The sequence below is a fragment of the Microbulbifer mixtoriginis (SeqCode) genome, assembly GCF_052466695.1.
Map to the genome: position 1 here is coordinate 1,901,714 of NZ_CP174285.1, position 17,385 is coordinate 1,919,098.

Sequence of the window (17,385 nt, forward strand, 5' to 3'; positions counted from 1 at the left end):
CATAGGTTTACCGCTTGACATATTAACTTCGCCTCACATTAAATTTTACATCGCCGCCTAATCAAAAAATGGAGAGGACCAATGAGGGCCTACCCGATAATTTTTGCATTAATAATTAACTTATTTTCTTCAAGTAATACATTCGCCAATAAAAGCATGGATAACGTATTAGAGGATTCGAATTATAATTCGCTAAAATCCGTATCCGAACGTTCAATAGCCAATGAAGAGATTTTTCGCTCAGACTTAGTTCAACTCACAAATAGAGCGCAGTTTCAAGTAGAAGAATCTAACGCATCCATACAGGCAGATTTATCTGTTGATGGTCAATCAGTAAGATTTATTACAGAAAAATCTCAGAGTAACCCAGACTTTCTTAACATAACCATCAGGGTTGCTAGCGCGAACTACAACATAGAGTTAGATCTCGAAAACTCCGAGTATGTAGTGTCTGGTTATGGCTCAAAACTTGGTATTGAAGGAAAACTACTTATTGCCGCTATAGCTTGGAAAATGGAAGAGAATAACTGGCATATATCCGAAAACTTATACAAATCCAAATCATATAGGATCGCCAACTGGTTCTCTGAAATGCCAGCAGGAATGATCATGCATACTATTGATTCAAGAACCAAGCCAGAGAAGGGCGAACCAGACTCTAATAATAGACAATCCATTGTACCCCAAATATAAGTTTTGCCCTTTGACCTTACCTCCCAACTTCAGGGAAATCAGCTGAATCCTCACAACTGCCACCTTTAAGTCCGACAATACCTCTATACGAACTTGGTGATTCCCCGGCTATTCTTTAATCGCCAGGGTGGTAACAAAAAACTGCTGCTTCTGGATTATCACTGCAGTGCGGGTGTAGAGTTTGAACGCTATATCAGTTGCATTTCACAGGCCTTCCAGCGTGGAAGTATTCAGGATGGGCACCGACTTCTTGCTCCTGGCCTGCCACTAAGAGAACTAGCCTAAGCTCTTAGGCGGACTGTATAAGCGGGACCTTCTTTGATTTGTGGATCTCTACCAAATAAACCCTTTCAGCCTCTATATGAATGTTCAGTGCTATCTTCCGGCGTAACTCGTAGAGCGCTTTCTATTGCTTTTCCATGTACTCTACCTTTATTGCTTGACAACCTACATTGCCTAGCATGTCAGCGATTGGTATGCCACGAGAACAACAATTACCTAAATACTTGGCGCTGTCGCTTGCAGCCCCAATGCGCAATATACAGAGGGAATTACATTTATTTGTGGCATGAGCAATAAAAATTACTATGGTGAGGGATATGTAATGGCATCAACCTTAATATCTAGAAAATCTCGCAGCATACCTCGCAGACATAAAGTCGAAGGACCTACAGGTTATAAGCGCAACAGCATTTACCGAATGATTAAAGAGGGCAGCTATCCTCATCAGCGACAAATAGACCCAGAAGCCGTGGGCTGCAAAAGCCAGGAAATCAAGATTTAATAGCAGAACATAATGCTAGGTCGAAGCCGAGCTGCTCTCTATCTACGGCCATCATTGAATAATTGCCTGTTAAAGAGCAAAGCGGAGGCCTGACAGGAGACTGAAGATTCTTGAAACGAAAAAGCCCGGCATTAGCCGGGCTTTAAAATATGGCGGTGAGGGAGGGATTCGAACCCTCGATGCCTTTCGACATACACACTTTCCAGGCGTGCTCCTTCGGCCACTCGGACACCTCACCAAATTGTCACCCTCTGCGAGGGCAATCCTCCTTTCAGAGGAGCTCTCTCTTTAGCAAAATCTTCAAGGAAATCAGGAAGATAGCTGCTGTCTCATCGAGAGAGCGCGCACTTTACCCAAATGTTTCCGGTTGTGCAAGTACTAATTCGCTTTCCACTGTGAAAAAAAATCATCCACTTGTAAATCCGGTGCCTGGCGTGCCGCTTTATCGGGGGTTCCACAGTAGATAAACCCATCAATACGTTCATTTTCAGCCAAACCCAAGCCTTGGGCAACCTGGGGATTATGGGCTAATGGTCCGGTGCGCCAGTAAACACCCACCCCCTCGGCATAAGCGGCTGTGAGCATTGCCTGCACCGCCCCTGCTGTAGACATATGTTGCTCCAGATGGGGAACCTTGGGGTGTTCCTGTAACCGTGTAATTGCCACAATAATCAAGGGGGCGCGCAGGGGCATCGCCAAGGTGCGTTGACGCTGAGCTTCAGTTAGGGGAACACCTTCAGACTGCTCAGCCGCTTTTAGAAATATTTCCCCAAGGCGCTCGCGCTCTTGGCCCTCTACCATTAGAAACCGCCAGGGGCGTAGGCAGGCGTGATCCGCTGCACGCAGTGCTGCGCGAAAGATATTTTGCCGCTGCTGCTCATTGGGTGCAGGCTCGACCAGCTTGCCCGTTGAAACTCTATTATGCAGGGCGGTCAGGGCATCCATCGTTCTCTCCATTTACTGACTGAGCGCTGAGTGTACCCTAACCCATCTGCGCAGCGCATACGTACGCCCCACATAAAAACCCTGTACAGGCATCGGTTTTTTAGCAATCTGGCTTTTGTAGGAGTACACTTCGCCCAGTAAATCAATGCGCAACCACTTGCTCCCAGAACTTTCCGGGACCAATCTGTGGCCTGCCTGCGGTTTGTTTATTACTGCTTAACGGACAAAAAGATAACCACAAATGCAGGACCAGCTTGAGGGGAACAAAGGGCGAAATATCAGCCCGCATTACTCGACTTATTTTCGCTGCCTAATTCTTTTTGCGGCTGCGGGAACCCTGGTAACTGCAATCGAGTGGTCATCTTCTTGGCAACCGGACAAACTGCTCAATGTTGGTGCAGCGGCTTTTATGCTGGTTTATTGCACTTTTGCTCAATTCATACTCTACAGATCCCGCGATAAGAAGGCTTATAAAACCCGTCGCATCCTGAGATTTTCCGATACCGTATTGGTAGGCATTACCGTTGCCCTGGCTAATTTCAGCATGCTGCCATCTCTGTTATTCATTACGATGGTTCAACTCAATGCGCTTTCTCTGGGAGGGGGGCGCCAGTGGTTTGAGCACAACACCGGCCTTTTAGTCGGCGTGGTACTGGGTTACCTGATGCACAGGCCGGCATTATTGATTAACGCCGACCTCACCATAAGCACCATGAGCCTGATTGGTATCCTGGTCTACCTCTGTGCCTATGCCTTTTTTACTCACCGCCAGATTGGCAAGCTCAAGGAAGCCAACCACACCCTGGCAACAGAGCAGCGCGTAAGCAAGGTGCGCTCTTACAAACTCTCCAAGTATTTGCCACAACGCCTGTGGCGCTCCGTAACCACCGGCGATGAAGAAGCACTGACTACCCAGCGCAAGCTGCTTACGGTGTTCTTTTCCGATATCAAAGATTTCAGCCAGTTGACCGAAGAGCTCGAAGCGGAAACCTTTACCCTCCTACTCAACAACTACCTCTCGGAGATGGCCCGAATCGCAGGCCAGTATGGGGGCACCATCGACAAATTTATCGGCGATGCGGTGATGGTGGTCTTTGGGGATGATGAAAGTAAGGGCCCCAAATCCGACGCCCTGCGCTGTGTGGCTATGGCTTTGGCGATGCGCAAGCGGGTGAGGGAAATGAAGCAGGAGTGGTACAACAAAGGGATCTCACGCCCTTTGCAGGTGCGCATGGGCATTAACACTGGCTATTGCACCGTGGGTATCTTCGGCACAGCCAACTACCAGTCTTACACCGTAATGGGCACCCACGTGAACCTGGCTTCCCGCCTGGAAGGCGCAGCACAGCCGGGGGAAATCCTGATTAGCCATGAGACCTGGGCAATGATCAAGCACACTGTTATGTGCCGAGACAAAGGGCATATTACAGTGAAGGGCATCAGCACCCCGGTTAAAGTCTACCAAGTCACCGACTTGCGCAAGAATCTCGGCGGACAGCAGAGTTACCTGGAGGAGCACGCCCCAGGCTTTTCTATGCACCTAGACCTGGATAAAATTCGCAACTACGACAAGGTCAAGGTACTGCAATCCCTGGAAAAAGCCACAACCAGTCTTAAAAGCAAAGTGATTATCTAAGCTTAGCGACCCGTCACATTGTGGTATGCATTCTCATTGCCAGGTTCCCCATGATCCAGGCAGTCCCCAAGACAATAATCAGTAAAATCAGCGTTGAAAAAAGGATCAGAGCCAGGTTATCCCGCCCCTCCTTTTGCGTTGTCACATTCAAGAAGCATTTGAGTTGTACGGCCAATTGGGCCACCCCAAGCAAACCTACCAGTATGAGTACACTCTTGTATTCCTTACCCAGAGCCAGTACCGCCCAGAATGCAGCCAACGTAAACACAACCGACAGCACATACCCGGTAAGATAGGTGCGCAAATGTGCGGAAAAACCGGATTTTTCAGCCATAGACCCAGCCACCAAAATAAACTACTGAGAAAATCCCAACCCAAATCAAATCCAGGAAATGCCAGAACAGCGCCAACCGTAAAAAGCGCAACTTCACCAAATCAGTCATGCCCACTGTAAGTACCTGTGCGATCATGACCAGCATCCACAGGCAGCCAAAGCTTACATGTAAACCATGTAGGGGCACCAAACCAAAGAAGGCTGATAGATAGCCGCTGCGCTGGGGCGTCCCTCCCTTGGCTGCCATTTCAGAGAAATCGAGCAACTCAAGAGTTAAGAAGCCCAGCCCCAACAGTAAAGTCACCACCACCCAAAACAGGAAACTACCCTGGCTGCGCTGGTGCTTCATGGTGATAGTGGCTATCCCCACAGTGAGACTGCTGGTGAGTAGCAACATGGTCTGCGCAAAAAGGCTTCCGAAATCAAATAGCTCCCTGGGACCAGGGCCGCCTGCGGTCGCACCAATCATGGTGATATAGATAGCGAAAACGACCCCGAAAAAAATCAGGTCGCTCATCATAAAAACCCAGAATCCAAAGATCACCATATCAGGGTCTTTATGAATGGCTCCAGGGCTCTCTCTCATCCCCTTATTTAGCGCTGATGAATTCCCGTTCATCGGTAACTAATGCTCCAACTTAGCGTAGCCATGGTTTTGCGGAGTATTTTCCAGATCCCTGCCCACCGGTTCGGTATTTTTCACTAGCGTCAGCCATTTCTCCGTATCCTGCTGTACCTGGCTCGCCGGAATAATTTGCTCACTGTCCCAGCGGAAGGTAGAGGCGATTACCACAATGATAATGGCCAGAACAGAAATCAGGGCCAACCACCACATGTACCAGACCAATGCAAACATCAGGATGCCGCTCAGAGCGCATAGAATAAATCCCAAAGGGTTATTCTTGGGCATCTCTATATCCCGATAGACTTTTGGTGGTAAATAAGCACGCCCCTGCTCCTTAGCCTCATTAAATTCATCCCGGTCCGTTACCCTCGGCAGTTCCGCAAAATTGTAGGAAGGCGCAGGGGCTGGGATCGACCATTCCAGAGAGCGCCCATCCCAAGGGTCCCCCACAGGAACACGATCTTTCTTGCGATCTCGTAAACTGACCAGCAACTGCAATACCAGGCTGATCAATGCGCATAACACCACCATGGCCCCGATAAAAGCCACCACCATATAGGGTTTGAAAGTCAGATCCATATAGCTGAATGAGCGCCTTGGCATCCCCAGTAATCCTGCACCATAAAGGGGAAAGAAAGTGAGCATAAACCCGGCTACCCAAAGATATGCCGACCACTTACCCAAGCGCTCATCCAGGCGAAAACCAAACGCCTTGGGGAACCAGTAGTTATATCCGGCCAGCAAACCAAATAGCACTCCTGGAATTAGCACATTATGGAAGTGCGCCACCAAAAACAGGGTATTGTGTACTTGGAAATCCACCGTAGGGTTCGCCAGAATCACTCCAGACAAGCCACCGATCACGAATAAAATCAAAAATCCGATGGCGTAAATCATCGGAGTAGTAAAACGAATTCGCCCGCGATACATCGTCGCCATCCAATCGTAGACTTTGACCCCGGTTGGCACCGCGATCAGCATGGTGGCGATACCAAATACAATATTGATGGTAGGACTCTGCCCCATGGTAAAGAAGTGATGAAGCCACACGGTAAAACTCAATACGGCAATAGACATGGTGGCAATTACCAGTGACTTGTAGCCATATAGGCGCTTGGCGGAGTAAGTGGAGAACACCTCAGAAAAAATACCGTAGGCCGGCAGCACCAACAAATAGACCTCCGGGTGTCCGAACAGCCAAAATAAATTGGCATAGTTCATCATATTGCCACCGAGATCATTGGTGAAAAAGTGAAAATCCAAATAGCGGTCGAAACCGAGCATTAACGCCGCAACACTGAGTGGCGGCATAGCAAAAATCATCAGGATGGAGGAACACAATACCGTCCAGCAAAACATGGGCATACGGAAAAATTTCATGCCCGCAGCACGGCATTTTAAAATGGTGACGGTAAAGTTAATCCCCGTAAGAGTGGTACCGGCCCCGGAAAATACAATCGCCCACACCCAGTAGTCTGGTCCCACACCGGGATTAAAGTCCGCCCCCGTATAAGGCGGGTAAGCAGACCAGCCCCCAGTAGAGAATTCCCCCACCACCAGCGAGACCATCAACAGAATCCCAGAAGACACGGTGACCGCCAGGCTAATCTGGTTAAGTACTGGGAAAGCAACATCGCGAGCACCAATCTGTAATGGCATTACAAAGTTGACCAGACCCACAACAAAAGGCACGGCAACAAAGAAAATCATAATAGTGCCGTGGGTGCTAAATAGCTGAGCGAAGTGATCTGCGTAGAGGAAACCATCTGGGGCAGCAGCCTGCTGTGCCCGCATCACCATGCCTTCCAGCAGTCCTCTGGTCATCATCACCAGTGCAAAGACTATGTACATGATGCCAATTCTTTTATGGTCTGTGCTGGTCAGCCATTCAGACCATAAAGTGCCCCATACGCGAAACCAGGTCAGTAGAGCGAGGATGGCGATGGTGGCAAAAACAACAATGGCACCAGCGGTACTGGCCACCACTTCACTTACCGAAAAATCGGTAAACAGCTTGCTGAAAACGATAGAATCCCAGCCCAGCTTTCCCAGCCAGCCATAGTCGGTAATATTCATGGCTGCGCACCCTCTGTTTTATCCTCACCCTGACCAAACTTCACCGTGCCGGGTTGCTCTTCCATACTAAGGGGCTTGCCCGAGTGATATCGCATAACAATGCTTTGAAACAGCTCGGGATCGGCAATGGTAAAATAGAGGGCATTGCTGGGCATTTGAGGCGTGGCCAACTGCTTTTGCATCTCTTTGCGGGTACTTCTTTCAGCCAGGCGATTATAGGTCTGAGTATCCAGCTCAACCCCCCTGGCGCGGACCTGTGCCACCCAGGCCTGAAAATCCTCTTCACTCTTAATCAATACATCAAATTTCTGCTCGGTAAATCCCTTGCCGGTATATTGGGTGTTTTCACCCTGGGTTTTACCATTTTTAGTTGCAATAAAATTGAGTCGTGTGGTCATGCCCGGCATCACATAGATCTGCCCCGCTAACGCCGCAATCCAAAAAGACTGCATCACGGTATCGCTGGTTAAAATCATGGAGACCGGGGTGTGTACAGGAACAACCAGTTCACCTACTGTGGCAATTTTTAAGTCTGGGTAGATAAACAACCACTTCCAGTCCAGTCCCACCACTTGCACTTGGACAGGAGGAAATACGCCTTCTATTTCCTCATAGGGGTCCAGAGCAATGGTTGCGCGCCAAAGCATAAAAGAGAGAACAAAAATCACCATAAAGGGAACACCCCACATGACGACTTCCAAAGGGCCGTAAGACTCCCACTTGGGCGCATAAATACCTTTTCCCTTCTTACGGCGATACTTAAATAGAATGACTGGCACCAGAATAAACACGGGCAGCACCGCTACCATGGTAAGTGCTGTCGCCCAGAAAAAATGGGTTTTCTGTTCATGGGCAACGGGCCCCAAAGGCATCAGAAAACTTTCAGTGGCAGAGCTTGAAGAGGGAATCAAAAAAAGAAAAAGAAATGCGAAAAGAAGGCATACTAGCCAGAAGGATCGGTACTCAATACAACCCCAGTAGCGAACCCAGTATTGCACAAACCTGACAGGGGCCACGGTATTCCAATCCATTGCAATGCCTACCGACCTTAGGATTCAGCAGGCATTCCTATCAGATTACCCGCCACAAAAAATTCACCGTACACATAAACCACATCAGGTGCTCAGCACACTCTTCCGTACGGCTCTTCTCACCAGAATAGCTGAACAAATTATGTTTTAACTTCACCTACTCCGCAGTAGGAAATGGTTTGTGGTGACCAACTCCATGAAACGATGGCATCAGCGCCTAGAAAACACCATCCTTCATCATTTGTTGAATAACTGTTTCCACATATTCCAGGGCATCTCCCTCCCTGGGACGGCGAATTTCCCCCATCATATAGTTCGCCAGGAAACTTTCAGATTCCAGGGACCAATACACCTCTTCCGATGGTGCAAAATATAAACGGGTTTCGACAATGGCCACTTGAGAGTTGGAAACATTCCTGTTCAGTTGTTTAAAGCTGATCAACTGTGTCACCAATAGCGTGTCAAATTGATATTCAGCCAGGACATCAGCCAGCTCCCCCATCGTGGGAACCTTGCCATCGGCCGCAAAATCACTCCATGAGAGGGCATTCACGCCATAGCGGCCCAACTGCTCCACCCAAATACTCTCCACATAGATACCAACTATTGGGCGAGGAACCAAGGTAAAGGCCAGGACCAAAGTTTTTCCCAGCGAGCGCTCTGCAACCAGCGGCGAATGCCAAGTGTCAGTCACCACTGTTCTCGGTGAATTACAGGAGGTTAAAAAAACGCATAACAAAATAAAGCGCAACATTATTGATATCGCACATTTGAAACCACTAGAACGAGATGCGGCTGGTGAACTGGGTCCGCCAGACTGAACCATAGGCTCCATCTTTGTCCTCCCTGGTTCCATAAAGGGCCTCAACGCCAAACAGCCAATGCGGCGTCGGGGTCCAGGTCAGATTAATACTGCTGTATTGGGTTTGATAAAATGAGGAGCCCGGCTGGAAGTCCAGATTGTCCTGATGCACCAGCCCATAGGTTGCCACGGTATAGAGGCACGGGCTCCACCAGTGTTGATAAGCCAAATACCAACCGAGAGTTGGAATCGCCTCCAGCCGATTATTGACGAAGTCATAACTCGCGTCGGGGGGCTCATCATCCAGAAGGCTTCCATAGCCATAGCCATAGCTAAAGGAGTAGGAGGCAAAATCCGGCGCAAGCCTACCGGGCATATCAATCACGCCACTTAAATTGATACCCCATCCGGTATCCGAAACAGCAGACTGTGGTTCCCCACTGCCACGCAGGTCCCGCAGGATAAAACTGCCCTGAAAGTTAATGCGGTCTGTTTGGGAAATAACCGCTACCACAAAGTCCGGCCAGCGAGACACTTCCAGTGCATTCTGAAAAACCCGATCAGTTGGCCCATCTAGGGAGACCTGCAGGGTGAGAGTTGGATCATATTTACGGCTCCAACGTGCAACCGGACGCATGAGCGCTAACAGTGAGTTGGGGCCTTCGTAATCCAGGGTGTTTGGTGAGGCGGTTAAATTACTGAACGTGGACCAGTCGAGGCCCAGCCGTAAATCTCCGCCCAGCAAAATATCACTGACCTGGCCGTATGCTTTGCGCAGACGCAGCAAAGGCTCACTGACTGTCGGATCGCGAAGGAAATCCATAGAAAATTCATTTTCGATTAAACGACCGCCCCAGGGCGTTCTTGACTTGAGCACTAGTCTCGATACCTGAACGGAAACATTGGTCTGACCATCCTCACCCTCCGCTGCGGTTCTATTGCTGGTGACAATAGCACTGGTCGTGAACTCAGCCGGGCTGACAATGGCGCCGGTGTCATAGTTAGCATCCAGCTCGGCGAAGCCATTAATTTTTATTCGAGTGCGACTGCCGAGCACAGGGATAGACCCCGGCCAGTCGGTCGGTACACTGGAAATGATTTCTTCGATATCCGTCTGTTCCGGATGCTTTGGGTCTCCCCTGGCCCGAGGGGGCGGTAGGGAGCCAGGCGGGATATCTTTGCGTATGAGCTCTAATTGATCGCGCAAATCATCGAGCGCAACGCCATCCACAGGCTCACTGTATTCTCTCGATGGAGGAACTGACGGCATTGGTACTGCCGGAACTGGCGCAGCCGGGGAATTTTCTGGGGACCTCGCCCTGCGCAGCTCCTCCACCTGTTGCCGCAAAGCCTCTAGATCAGCCTTTTGCTGCCGGATTTGCGCTTCCTGTGCCTCGAGTTGGCGCTGCTGCGCCTCGATCACCTTCATCAATTGATCGGCTTCAACATAAACCTGGGCATTGGCGGGAGTGGAGGAAATAATTTGGATGAAAACCACAAGCACAGCGGGTAGCGCTGGAGACTGTGTTTGGATTTCCATATCTAGGGGGCCTATGGATCTGTGTAAATCATTGGCGATACACCAATTGCAGCTTATTTACTTTTTATCGAGCCAAGAAAAGTGAATAGCCACTAATGTAACTGTACAGGCCCATCGATAGGCTACATCCAATACACCTGCACCCAAAAAGCTATCCAGGAAAGCTTAGCCCAAGAGGGAACAGCGCCACTTGTGACACAAGATTTAAGGCAGGAGTGTTTTGATGCTGTGGGATTTGACGATATTGGCCACAGAAATACCTGAGACCAATATCACCAGTATTAGCAATAATTTACTGACGGGCGAAGCGCGGCGGTAGAGGCTTTTCAATGCGGGTGGAGCGCAGCGGGTTGATATCCAGCCCTCCCCTGCGGGTATAGCGGGCACAAACTGTTAACTCGGAAAAGTCCGCAAGGTTTTGCAGATCGCAAAAAATCCGCTCCACACAGTGTTCGTGAAAATCCTGGTGCTCACGGAAGGAAATAATATAAGCCAATAGCGCTTCGCGCTGCAGCATCGGCCCCTTGTATTCCACCATTACCGTCGCCCAATCCGGCTGGCCGGTAACCGGGCAATTACTGCGCAGCAAGTGGCTGTAGAGAGTTTCAGTAACCTCCACACCACTCTCTTCCAGCGCCAGCAGTGTCGAGTCCGGCTGGTATTGCTCTACGGCAATATCCAGCTGGTCGAGACAGAACCCTTGCGGCCTCTGCACATCCAGGGAGATATCTTCCACCGCCAGCAGGGTCACTTCCACAGCCATACCCACCGCAGCGCTTAGATCCCGCACCAGGGTATCCTGAACCAGCTGCCAGGAATCGAAGCGGCTTTGGTTAAAGGAGTTTAAGTACAATTTGAAGGACTTGGACTCCACCATACAAGGGCTTTCCGCGGGAAAGCTGAAGCGCGCCACCGCCACTTGGGGTTTGCCCCTGATATTGAGCCAGGAGAGCTCAAATCCCCACCACTCATCTTCCCCAAAAAATGGCAGGGCGCCAACGGACAGCCCCAGTTGGGCTCGGGAAATGGATCGCTGAATCGGGTGCAGTAGCTCTGGGTTATAGCTGGATTCGTAAACGGTTTCCCGACCCAGCGGGAGGTTCTGCCAATCTTCTCTACTCATACTCAACCTCAGTGCCTCAATCGCTTGCCGTGACTCATCAGGTAAAGTCCCCAGCTGGCGAGAAGCGCAATAAAAACCAAGACCCCAACAAATGCCCAGGCCACATTAATGTCGGAAACACCCAGGATTCCATAGCGAAAGGAGTTCACCATATAGAGAATCGGGTTCAATTTCGACAATCCTTGCCAAAAGGGCGACAACAGATCGATGGAGTAGAAAACACCACCCAGATAGGTAAGCGGGGTCAAAACAAAAGTGGGAATAATCGATATGGCGTCAAAGCTGTTGGCATAAATCGCATTGATAAAACCCGCCAGAGAGAATAGCGCCGATGTAAGAAACACAATAGCGATGGTGACTCCCAGGTGTTCGACTCTGAGAGAAGTAAAAAACATCGCTACTAGAGTGACAATCAGGCCTACAACCAAGCCACGCGCCACACCGCCCAGTACATAGCCAGCCATCACCGCCCAATTTGGCGTAGGCGAGACCAACAGCTCCTCAACGCTACGCTGAAACTTAGCACTGTAAAAAGAGGACACGACATTGCCATAGGAGTTGGTGATCACTGACATCATAATCAGCCCAGGCACCACAAACTCCATATAAGGGTATCCGCCCATTTCCCCGATACGGCTGCCAATAAGAGAGCCGAAAATCACAAAGTACAACGTCATGGTGATCACCGGCGGCACTAGGGTCTGTGGCCAGATGCGCATAAAGCGGCGCACCTCCCGGCGGAAAATGGTGCTGAAGGATATCCAGGTCAACTTACCGCTCACGAATCCAACCCCTCTTCTTTTTCCTCGGACAACATGGAAATAAACAATTCTTCCAGGCGGTTGGCACGGTTGCGCATACTGGTCACAGTAACGCCCTGGGCCTTGAGCTCGACAAAGACCTCTGTCAGTGACTGCCCTTTTTCTACAGTGATTTCCAGGGAATGATTATCCAACAGGCAGCATTTAAACCCCGTAAGCTCCGGTGCCTTACTTAGGTATTCGCTGCAGTCGAGAATAAATGTCTCGCGGTTGAGAGTCTTCAGCAGGGACTTGATAGAGGTATTCTCAACGATAACACCCTTATCGATAATGGCGATATTGCGGCACAGGCTCTCCGCCTCCTCCAGGTAATGGGTAGTGAGAATAATGGTGGTACCCCGAGCGTTAATTTCCTCCAGGAAGCTCCACATGGAGCGACGCAGCTCGATATCCACCCCAGCAGTAGGCTCATCCAGAATCAGTAGTTTTGGCTCGTGAATCAGCGCCCGTGCAATCATCAGGCGGCGCTTCATCCCCCCAGACAGCATACGCGCCTGGGTGTGTCGCTTGTCCCAAAGTCCCAACTGCTTCAGATATTGCTCTGTGCGCTCCTCTGCCAACTTGCGCGGCATTCCATAGAATCCCCCCTGAGTAGCCACAATATCGAAGACTTTTTCAAACTGACTGAAATTGAACTCCTGCGGCACCACGCCTAAAAGACGCTTGGCAGCGGCAAAATCACTGTCGATATCGACACCAAAAATCGACACGCTACCGGCAGTCTTGCGCACCAATGAGCAGATAATGCCAATAGTAGTGGACTTACCTGCACCATTGGGGCCCAGCAGAGCAAAGAAGTCCCCCGGCTGCACTTCGAAGCTGATCCCTTTCAGGGCCTGGAAGCCGCCTTCGTAGGTTTTTTGCAGGTTATGGATAGATAGCGCGGCGGTCATTGTGAATTCCTATGCTGAAGGCGCCATTCAACGTGCTTGCCCGAATAATTTCAACCGGCGGAAACACAGGGAAGCCCAAAGCCGCGGAGGCGGAATTCCAGGCGCACAGTCGCACTCCGGCAATACCAGTGCAAGTAATAAACTTAGAAGCAATATATCGGAAAATAAAAAAGCCGCTCGATTGAGCGGCTTTTTTATTTTGGAGCGGGAAACCGGGTTCGAACCGGCGACCTCAACCTTGGCAAGGTTGCGCTCTACCAACTGAGCTATTCCCGCGTTTTGTGTTGGCCCGGCAGCATTGCTGCCGGGCCGTATTGGCATCCCCAAGGGGAGTCGAACCCCTGTTACCGCCGTGAAAGGGCGGTGTCCTAGGCCTCTAGACGATGGGGACAGAAACTTTGCACTACAACCTCTTCGGTCCCGTGCTGCCACGCTGTCCATGGCTTTGCCACCTCGCGGTGACTTTACTTTTGAATGGGGCCAAAGATCCATCCAAAAATAAAATTGGAGCGGGAAACCGGGTTCGAACCGGCGACCTCAACCTTGGCAAGGTTGCGCTCTACCAACTGAGCTATTCCCGCAATTTGACCCGGTAGCATTGCTACCGGGTCGTATTGGCATCCCCAAGGGGAGTCGAACCCCTGTTACCGCCGTGAAAGGGCGGTGTCCTAGGCCTCTAGACGATGGGGACAGAAACTTGCACTTCGACCTTACGGTCCGGTGCTGCCATGCTGTCCATGGCAATGCCACTGATTTCTCGGTGGCGTGCTTTGTGAGCTGACTAGAGATCATCTCGCAAAGCGGAAACTTGGAGCGGGAAACCGGGTTCGAACCGGCGACCTCAACCTTGGCAAGGTTGCGCTCTACCAACTGAGCTATTCCCGCGTGGCATCCCCAAGGGGAGTCGAACCCCTGTTACCGCCGTGAAAGGGCGGTGTCCTAGGCCTCTAGACGATGGGGACCCAGAAACCTTCTGTCGTTTCGCTGCGTTTTAAAGTGTAGCTCTGCGTCAGAAGTGGGGCGCATTCTATGTACCGTTCGGGATACTGTCAACACCCGAATTGAATTTTTTTTCTTTTATTGTCAGATACTTACCTAACACTGCCGGTTGCGGGAAGATAATTTAGGCGTCAGAGGGCTCTCCGTACTGCTCGCTGAGTACACGCAGGTGCAGCTCCTCAATAAACTCACGAATACGCTTTGCGTTGGCCCCTAGGTCACTGACTCCCACACGGGAACTGGAACGCACGTCCACCCGCGAGCCACCATCATCTTCCGGCCGTACTCGCACCACTATGTCGTCGGTAAAGCCTAACAACAGGGTTCGGTCGGTTGCCTCGATATGCCCCTTCTCTGGTTCGTAAGACACAATCTTCCAGCCCAGTTTCTTGGCAACCTCCGCCGCCAGCTCAGTGGTGCGGGCTACAGACATATGGACATGCAGTGGATAGATGTCGGAATAGATATCGGTTTCACGCTGCTGGCTCGCCACAGGCTCGCCGCCGTATGCGGCACTATTGTCCCAAGGCTTACGCAAGTCGAGGACTGCTTGGTATGCCGGGGGGTTGCGGGTATCGGTAGTGATATCGTGGATTTTTGGCGCATTGAAATTATCTTTGCCCACCGTAATGAGGGGCACAGCTACTGGCAGCAGTCCCAGCAACGCAGCCCAGAGGGCATTGCTGCGCGCCTGAGGCCTATGATTGCGCGACCCCCAGACAAACACCAGTAAACTCACCAGTGCGACAATCAGTGCCGCCCCACCCGCGTAGGTAAATATCATGAAGACCAATTCGAAGCGCAGCAATCCGAACCGCAGTGCCAAGCCTGCGAGCACAATAATCCCGAGTAGCCCCCACTGCACCCTGAGTAGCCAGCGACTCCAGTGTACTCTCCTCACTTGCCCTCCTCTTCGCCGTCTTCTTCGTTGAACTCCTGATCCAGCCTCACCGACAAGGAATTAACACAGTATCGAAGGCCGGTTTCAGTAGGCCCATCATCGAACACATGCCCTAGATGACTGTCGCATTGACTGCAGCGAATCTCGATACGTTCCATACCAAAACTATTATCGGCTAGCTCTCGAATAATCCCCACGCTAAATTCCTCATCGAAGCTGGGCCAGCCACAGTAGCTCTGGAATTTTGCTCCCGCATCAAACAAAACCTCGCCACAACAGCGGCAGCGGTAGAGACCTTTGTCAAAAACATCCCAATATTCCCCGCTAAATGGCGCTTCTGTCCCCCCTTTGCGACAGACCTCAAACTCCTCATCTGTCAGCTGATCTCGCCAGTAGTTATCGTCTTTTGCTTTTGCCATACTGTCTCGTTCCGTTTTAATCGTTCTCGCAGGAGCGGTAACCGCCGCCAGTGGACATCCCGCCTATCGCGCAGCTCGCTCGCGGCTGAGGCTGCTCCTGCCAAGCTACAGGGCTGCCGCACCAACATGAAGGACATCCATAAATCTGAAAAACTGCACGGCGTCTGCTATGAGATTCGCGGCCCGGTGATGGAGCAAGCCCATCGCATGGAGGAGGAAGGCCACCGTATCCTCAAGCTGAATATCGGCAACCCCGCCCCCTTCGGCTTTAACGCCCCCGATGAAATCATCCAGGATGTCATCCACAATCTCTCCCAGGCCCAGGGCTATGTGGAGTCCAAGGGACTATTCGCCGCGCGCAAAGCTATTATGCAGGAGTGCCAGACCCTGGGTATCCAGGGAGTTGAAATTGATGACATCTATCTGGGCAACGGTGTCTCCGAGTTAATCTCCATGGCCACCCAGGCACTGCTCAACAATGGCGATGAGCTGCTGCTGCCCATGCCCAACTACCCCCTATGGATGGCTGCTACCAATCTCGCTGGTGCCAACCCGGTACTCTACCGCTGTGACGAGGAATCCGGCTGGCTGCCCGATATTGAGGACATAAAAGCAAAAATCACGCCTCGCACCCGCGGCATTGTCGTGATCAACCCCAACAACCCCACCGGGGCTATTTATCCCAAGGCTTTGCTGGAAGAGATTGTAGAGGTGGCGCGCAGCCACAATCTGGTGATTTTTGCCGATGAAATCTATAGCAAGATCCTTTATGACGACGCGGAGTTCACCCCCATGGCCAAACTGGCCCCGGATGTGCTCTGCCTGAGCTTCAATGGCTTGTCCAAATCGTACCGCTTGGCCGGCTTCCGCTCCGGGTGGATGATCATCAGCGGGATCAAGCATCGCGCCAAAGGCTTTATTGAAGGGATGGAAATACTCGCCTCTATGCGCCTGTGCGGCAATGTACCGGCCATGTATGCCGTGCAAACCGCACTGGGGGGCTATCAGAGTATTAACGACTTGATACTGCCCGGCGGCCGCTTGCGCCAGCAACGCGATCTGGCCTACCGCATGCTCAACGACATTCCCGGTGTCAGCTGTGTCAAACCTAGTGGTGCCATCTACCTGTTCCCCAGGCTGCACCTGGACCACCACAAAATCGATAGTGATGAACAGCTGGTATTGGAATTCCTGCGCCAGGAAAAAATCCTGTTGGTACAGGGCAGCGCTTTCCATTGGGACGCGCCCGATCACCTGCGTATTGTCTTTCTGCCCCGCGCCGACGACCTTTCCCACGCAATTGAGCGGTTGGGTTACTTTTTGGAGCGATATACCCGCTGATGTTGGACGATTTACATATCCATGACTTTTATCGCGATGCCGGCAGAATTCTGCTGGCACTGTTTGGCCAGTTCCCCCTGCCCTCCACCATTTACGTAGAGGACATTGCCGGGCCAGACACCCCCGACGAATTCGGCCTGCACTCACCACGGCACCTGGCGTGCCTGGGTGCCCTCAGCTGGTTAAAACAGAGCGGTTACATTCACTTCTCCCAGCTGGTGCGCCAGGAAGCTGCGGAGGAAGTGGTACTGAGCCACCGGGGATTTCTGCTGTTAATCAACAAGGAAGAAAATTCTGGCCAGAGTAACGCACAGCTGCTCAACAGCGCCGTGCGCGATAGTTCCTCTGCAAAGTTACAGGCGCTGGTGGAGCGCCTGATGCGGGAGTTTGCCGCACTGTAAATAGAGTGGTTTGGGCATCAC

At 51.2% G+C, this 17,385-nt stretch carries 17 protein-coding genes and 7 tRNA genes; 5 read left to right on the forward strand and 19 right to left on the reverse strand.

Features of this window, described 5'->3' with window-relative positions:
- Window positions 1–81: 81 nt before the first annotated feature.
- Both ACJJI0_RS08330 and ACJJI0_RS08335 read left to right on the forward strand, forming a co-directional pair.
- The gene (locus tag ACJJI0_RS08330) at window positions 82–693 is read left to right on the forward strand and encodes a hypothetical protein (protein WP_444885485.1); all 612 of its coding nucleotides are present in this window, start codon (window positions 82–84) and stop codon (window positions 691–693) included.
- Window positions 694–1,297: 604 nt separating this feature from the next.
- Window positions 1,298–1,477, forward strand: coding sequence for an AlpA family phage regulatory protein (locus ACJJI0_RS08335; protein WP_444885486.1), 180 nt, complete (start codon window positions 1,298–1,300; stop codon window positions 1,475–1,477).
- A gap of 150 nt (window positions 1,478–1,627) precedes the next feature.
- On the opposite strand, the gene ACJJI0_RS08340 is transcribed toward ACJJI0_RS08335, so the two are convergent.
- A tRNA-Ser gene (locus ACJJI0_RS08340) sits at window positions 1,628–1,715 on the reverse strand.
- A gap of 140 nt (window positions 1,716–1,855) precedes the next feature.
- A complete protein-coding gene (locus ACJJI0_RS08345) occupies window positions 1,856–2,422 on the reverse strand; it encodes a nitroreductase family protein (protein ID WP_444885487.1) in 567 nt (188 codons plus the stop codon).
- Between the two features lie 241 nt (window positions 2,423–2,663).
- Between ACJJI0_RS08345 and ACJJI0_RS08350 the strand changes: the two genes are divergently transcribed.
- On the forward strand, window positions 2,664–4,058 hold the full coding sequence (locus tag ACJJI0_RS08350) for an adenylate/guanylate cyclase domain-containing protein (protein ID WP_444885488.1): 1,395 nt from the start codon (window positions 2,664–2,666) through the stop codon (window positions 4,056–4,058).
- 13 nt (window positions 4,059–4,071) lie between these two features.
- On the opposite strand, the gene cyoD is transcribed toward ACJJI0_RS08350, so the two are convergent.
- The 17 genes from cyoD to msrB form a co-directional block, all read right to left on the reverse strand.
- Window positions 4,072–4,392 (reverse strand): cytochrome o ubiquinol oxidase subunit IV, encoded by a 321-nt coding sequence (cyoD, locus tag ACJJI0_RS08355; protein ID WP_252085298.1) that lies wholly within the window; start codon window positions 4,390–4,392, stop codon window positions 4,072–4,074.
- On the reverse strand, window positions 4,385–5,011 hold the full coding sequence (locus ACJJI0_RS08360; protein ID WP_444885489.1) for a cytochrome c oxidase subunit 3: 627 nt from the start codon (window positions 5,009–5,011) through the stop codon (window positions 4,385–4,387). The genes cyoD and ACJJI0_RS08360 overlap by 8 nt, the downstream gene beginning before the upstream one ends.
- 6 nt (window positions 5,012–5,017) lie before the next feature.
- A complete protein-coding gene (locus tag ACJJI0_RS08365) occupies window positions 5,018–7,093 on the reverse strand; it encodes a cbb3-type cytochrome c oxidase subunit I (RefSeq protein WP_444885490.1) in 2,076 nt (691 codons plus the stop codon).
- Window positions 7,090–7,965 (reverse strand): ubiquinol oxidase subunit II, encoded by an 876-nt coding sequence (locus ACJJI0_RS08370; RefSeq protein WP_444885491.1) that lies wholly within the window; start codon window positions 7,963–7,965, stop codon window positions 7,090–7,092. Before ACJJI0_RS08370 ends, ACJJI0_RS08365 begins: the two co-directional genes overlap by 4 nt.
- 376 nt (window positions 7,966–8,341) lie before the next feature.
- Window positions 8,342–8,818, reverse strand: coding sequence for a hypothetical protein (locus ACJJI0_RS08375; RefSeq protein ID WP_444885492.1), 477 nt, complete (start codon window positions 8,816–8,818; stop codon window positions 8,342–8,344).
- Between the two features lie 85 nt (window positions 8,819–8,903).
- Complete coding sequence (locus ACJJI0_RS08380; RefSeq protein ID WP_444885493.1) at window positions 8,904–10,466, reverse strand: DcaP family trimeric outer membrane transporter; 1,563 nt, start codon at window positions 10,464–10,466, stop codon at window positions 8,904–8,906.
- A 292-nt stretch (window positions 10,467–10,758) separates the two neighbouring features.
- A complete protein-coding gene (gene queF / locus ACJJI0_RS08385; protein WP_444885494.1) occupies window positions 10,759–11,589 on the reverse strand; it encodes an NADPH-dependent 7-cyano-7-deazaguanine reductase QueF in 831 nt (276 codons plus the stop codon).
- An 8-nt stretch (window positions 11,590–11,597) separates the two neighbouring features.
- Complete coding sequence (locus ACJJI0_RS08390) at window positions 11,598–12,371, reverse strand: ABC transporter permease (protein WP_252085291.1); 774 nt, start codon at window positions 12,369–12,371, stop codon at window positions 11,598–11,600.
- The gene (locus ACJJI0_RS08395; RefSeq protein ID WP_252085290.1) at window positions 12,368–13,303 is read right to left on the reverse strand and encodes an ABC transporter ATP-binding protein; all 936 of its coding nucleotides are present in this window, start codon (window positions 13,301–13,303) and stop codon (window positions 12,368–12,370) included. Before ACJJI0_RS08395 ends, ACJJI0_RS08390 begins: the two co-directional genes overlap by 4 nt.
- Window positions 13,304–13,503: 200 nt before the next feature.
- A tRNA-Gly gene (locus ACJJI0_RS08400) sits at window positions 13,504–13,579 on the reverse strand.
- 39 nt (window positions 13,580–13,618) lie between these two features.
- A tRNA-Glu gene (locus ACJJI0_RS08405) sits at window positions 13,619–13,694 on the reverse strand.
- 114 nt (window positions 13,695–13,808) lie between these two features.
- Window positions 13,809–13,884, reverse strand: a tRNA-Gly gene (locus ACJJI0_RS08410).
- A 34-nt stretch (window positions 13,885–13,918) separates the two neighbouring features.
- Window positions 13,919–13,994, reverse strand: a tRNA-Glu gene (locus ACJJI0_RS08415).
- Window positions 13,995–14,112: 118 nt separating this feature from the next.
- Window positions 14,113–14,188 (reverse strand) — tRNA-Gly (locus tag ACJJI0_RS08420).
- 1 nt (window position 14,189) lies between these two features.
- Window positions 14,190–14,265, reverse strand: a tRNA-Glu gene (locus ACJJI0_RS08425).
- Between the two features lie 161 nt (window positions 14,266–14,426).
- On the reverse strand, window positions 14,427–15,203 hold the full coding sequence (locus tag ACJJI0_RS08430) for a DUF1499 domain-containing protein (protein ID WP_444885495.1): 777 nt from the start codon (window positions 15,201–15,203) through the stop codon (window positions 14,427–14,429).
- Window positions 15,200–15,622: a peptide-methionine (R)-S-oxide reductase MsrB gene (gene msrB, locus ACJJI0_RS08435; protein ID WP_444885496.1), complete on the reverse strand. Its 423-nt coding sequence runs from the start codon at window positions 15,620–15,622 to the stop codon at window positions 15,200–15,202. The genes ACJJI0_RS08430 and msrB overlap by 4 nt, the downstream gene beginning before the upstream one ends.
- 126 nt (window positions 15,623–15,748) lie before the next feature.
- Here msrB and ACJJI0_RS08440 point away from each other — a divergent pair, with 126 nt between their 5' ends.
- Entirely contained in the window at window positions 15,749–16,963 is a 1,215-nt protein-coding gene (locus tag ACJJI0_RS08440; RefSeq protein ID WP_444885497.1) for a pyridoxal phosphate-dependent aminotransferase, read from the forward strand.
- A complete protein-coding gene (locus tag ACJJI0_RS08445; RefSeq protein ID WP_444885498.1) occupies window positions 16,963–17,364 on the forward strand; it encodes a hypothetical protein in 402 nt (133 codons plus the stop codon). The genes ACJJI0_RS08440 and ACJJI0_RS08445 overlap by 1 nt, the downstream gene beginning before the upstream one ends.
- Window positions 17,365–17,385: the final 21 nt, after the last annotated feature.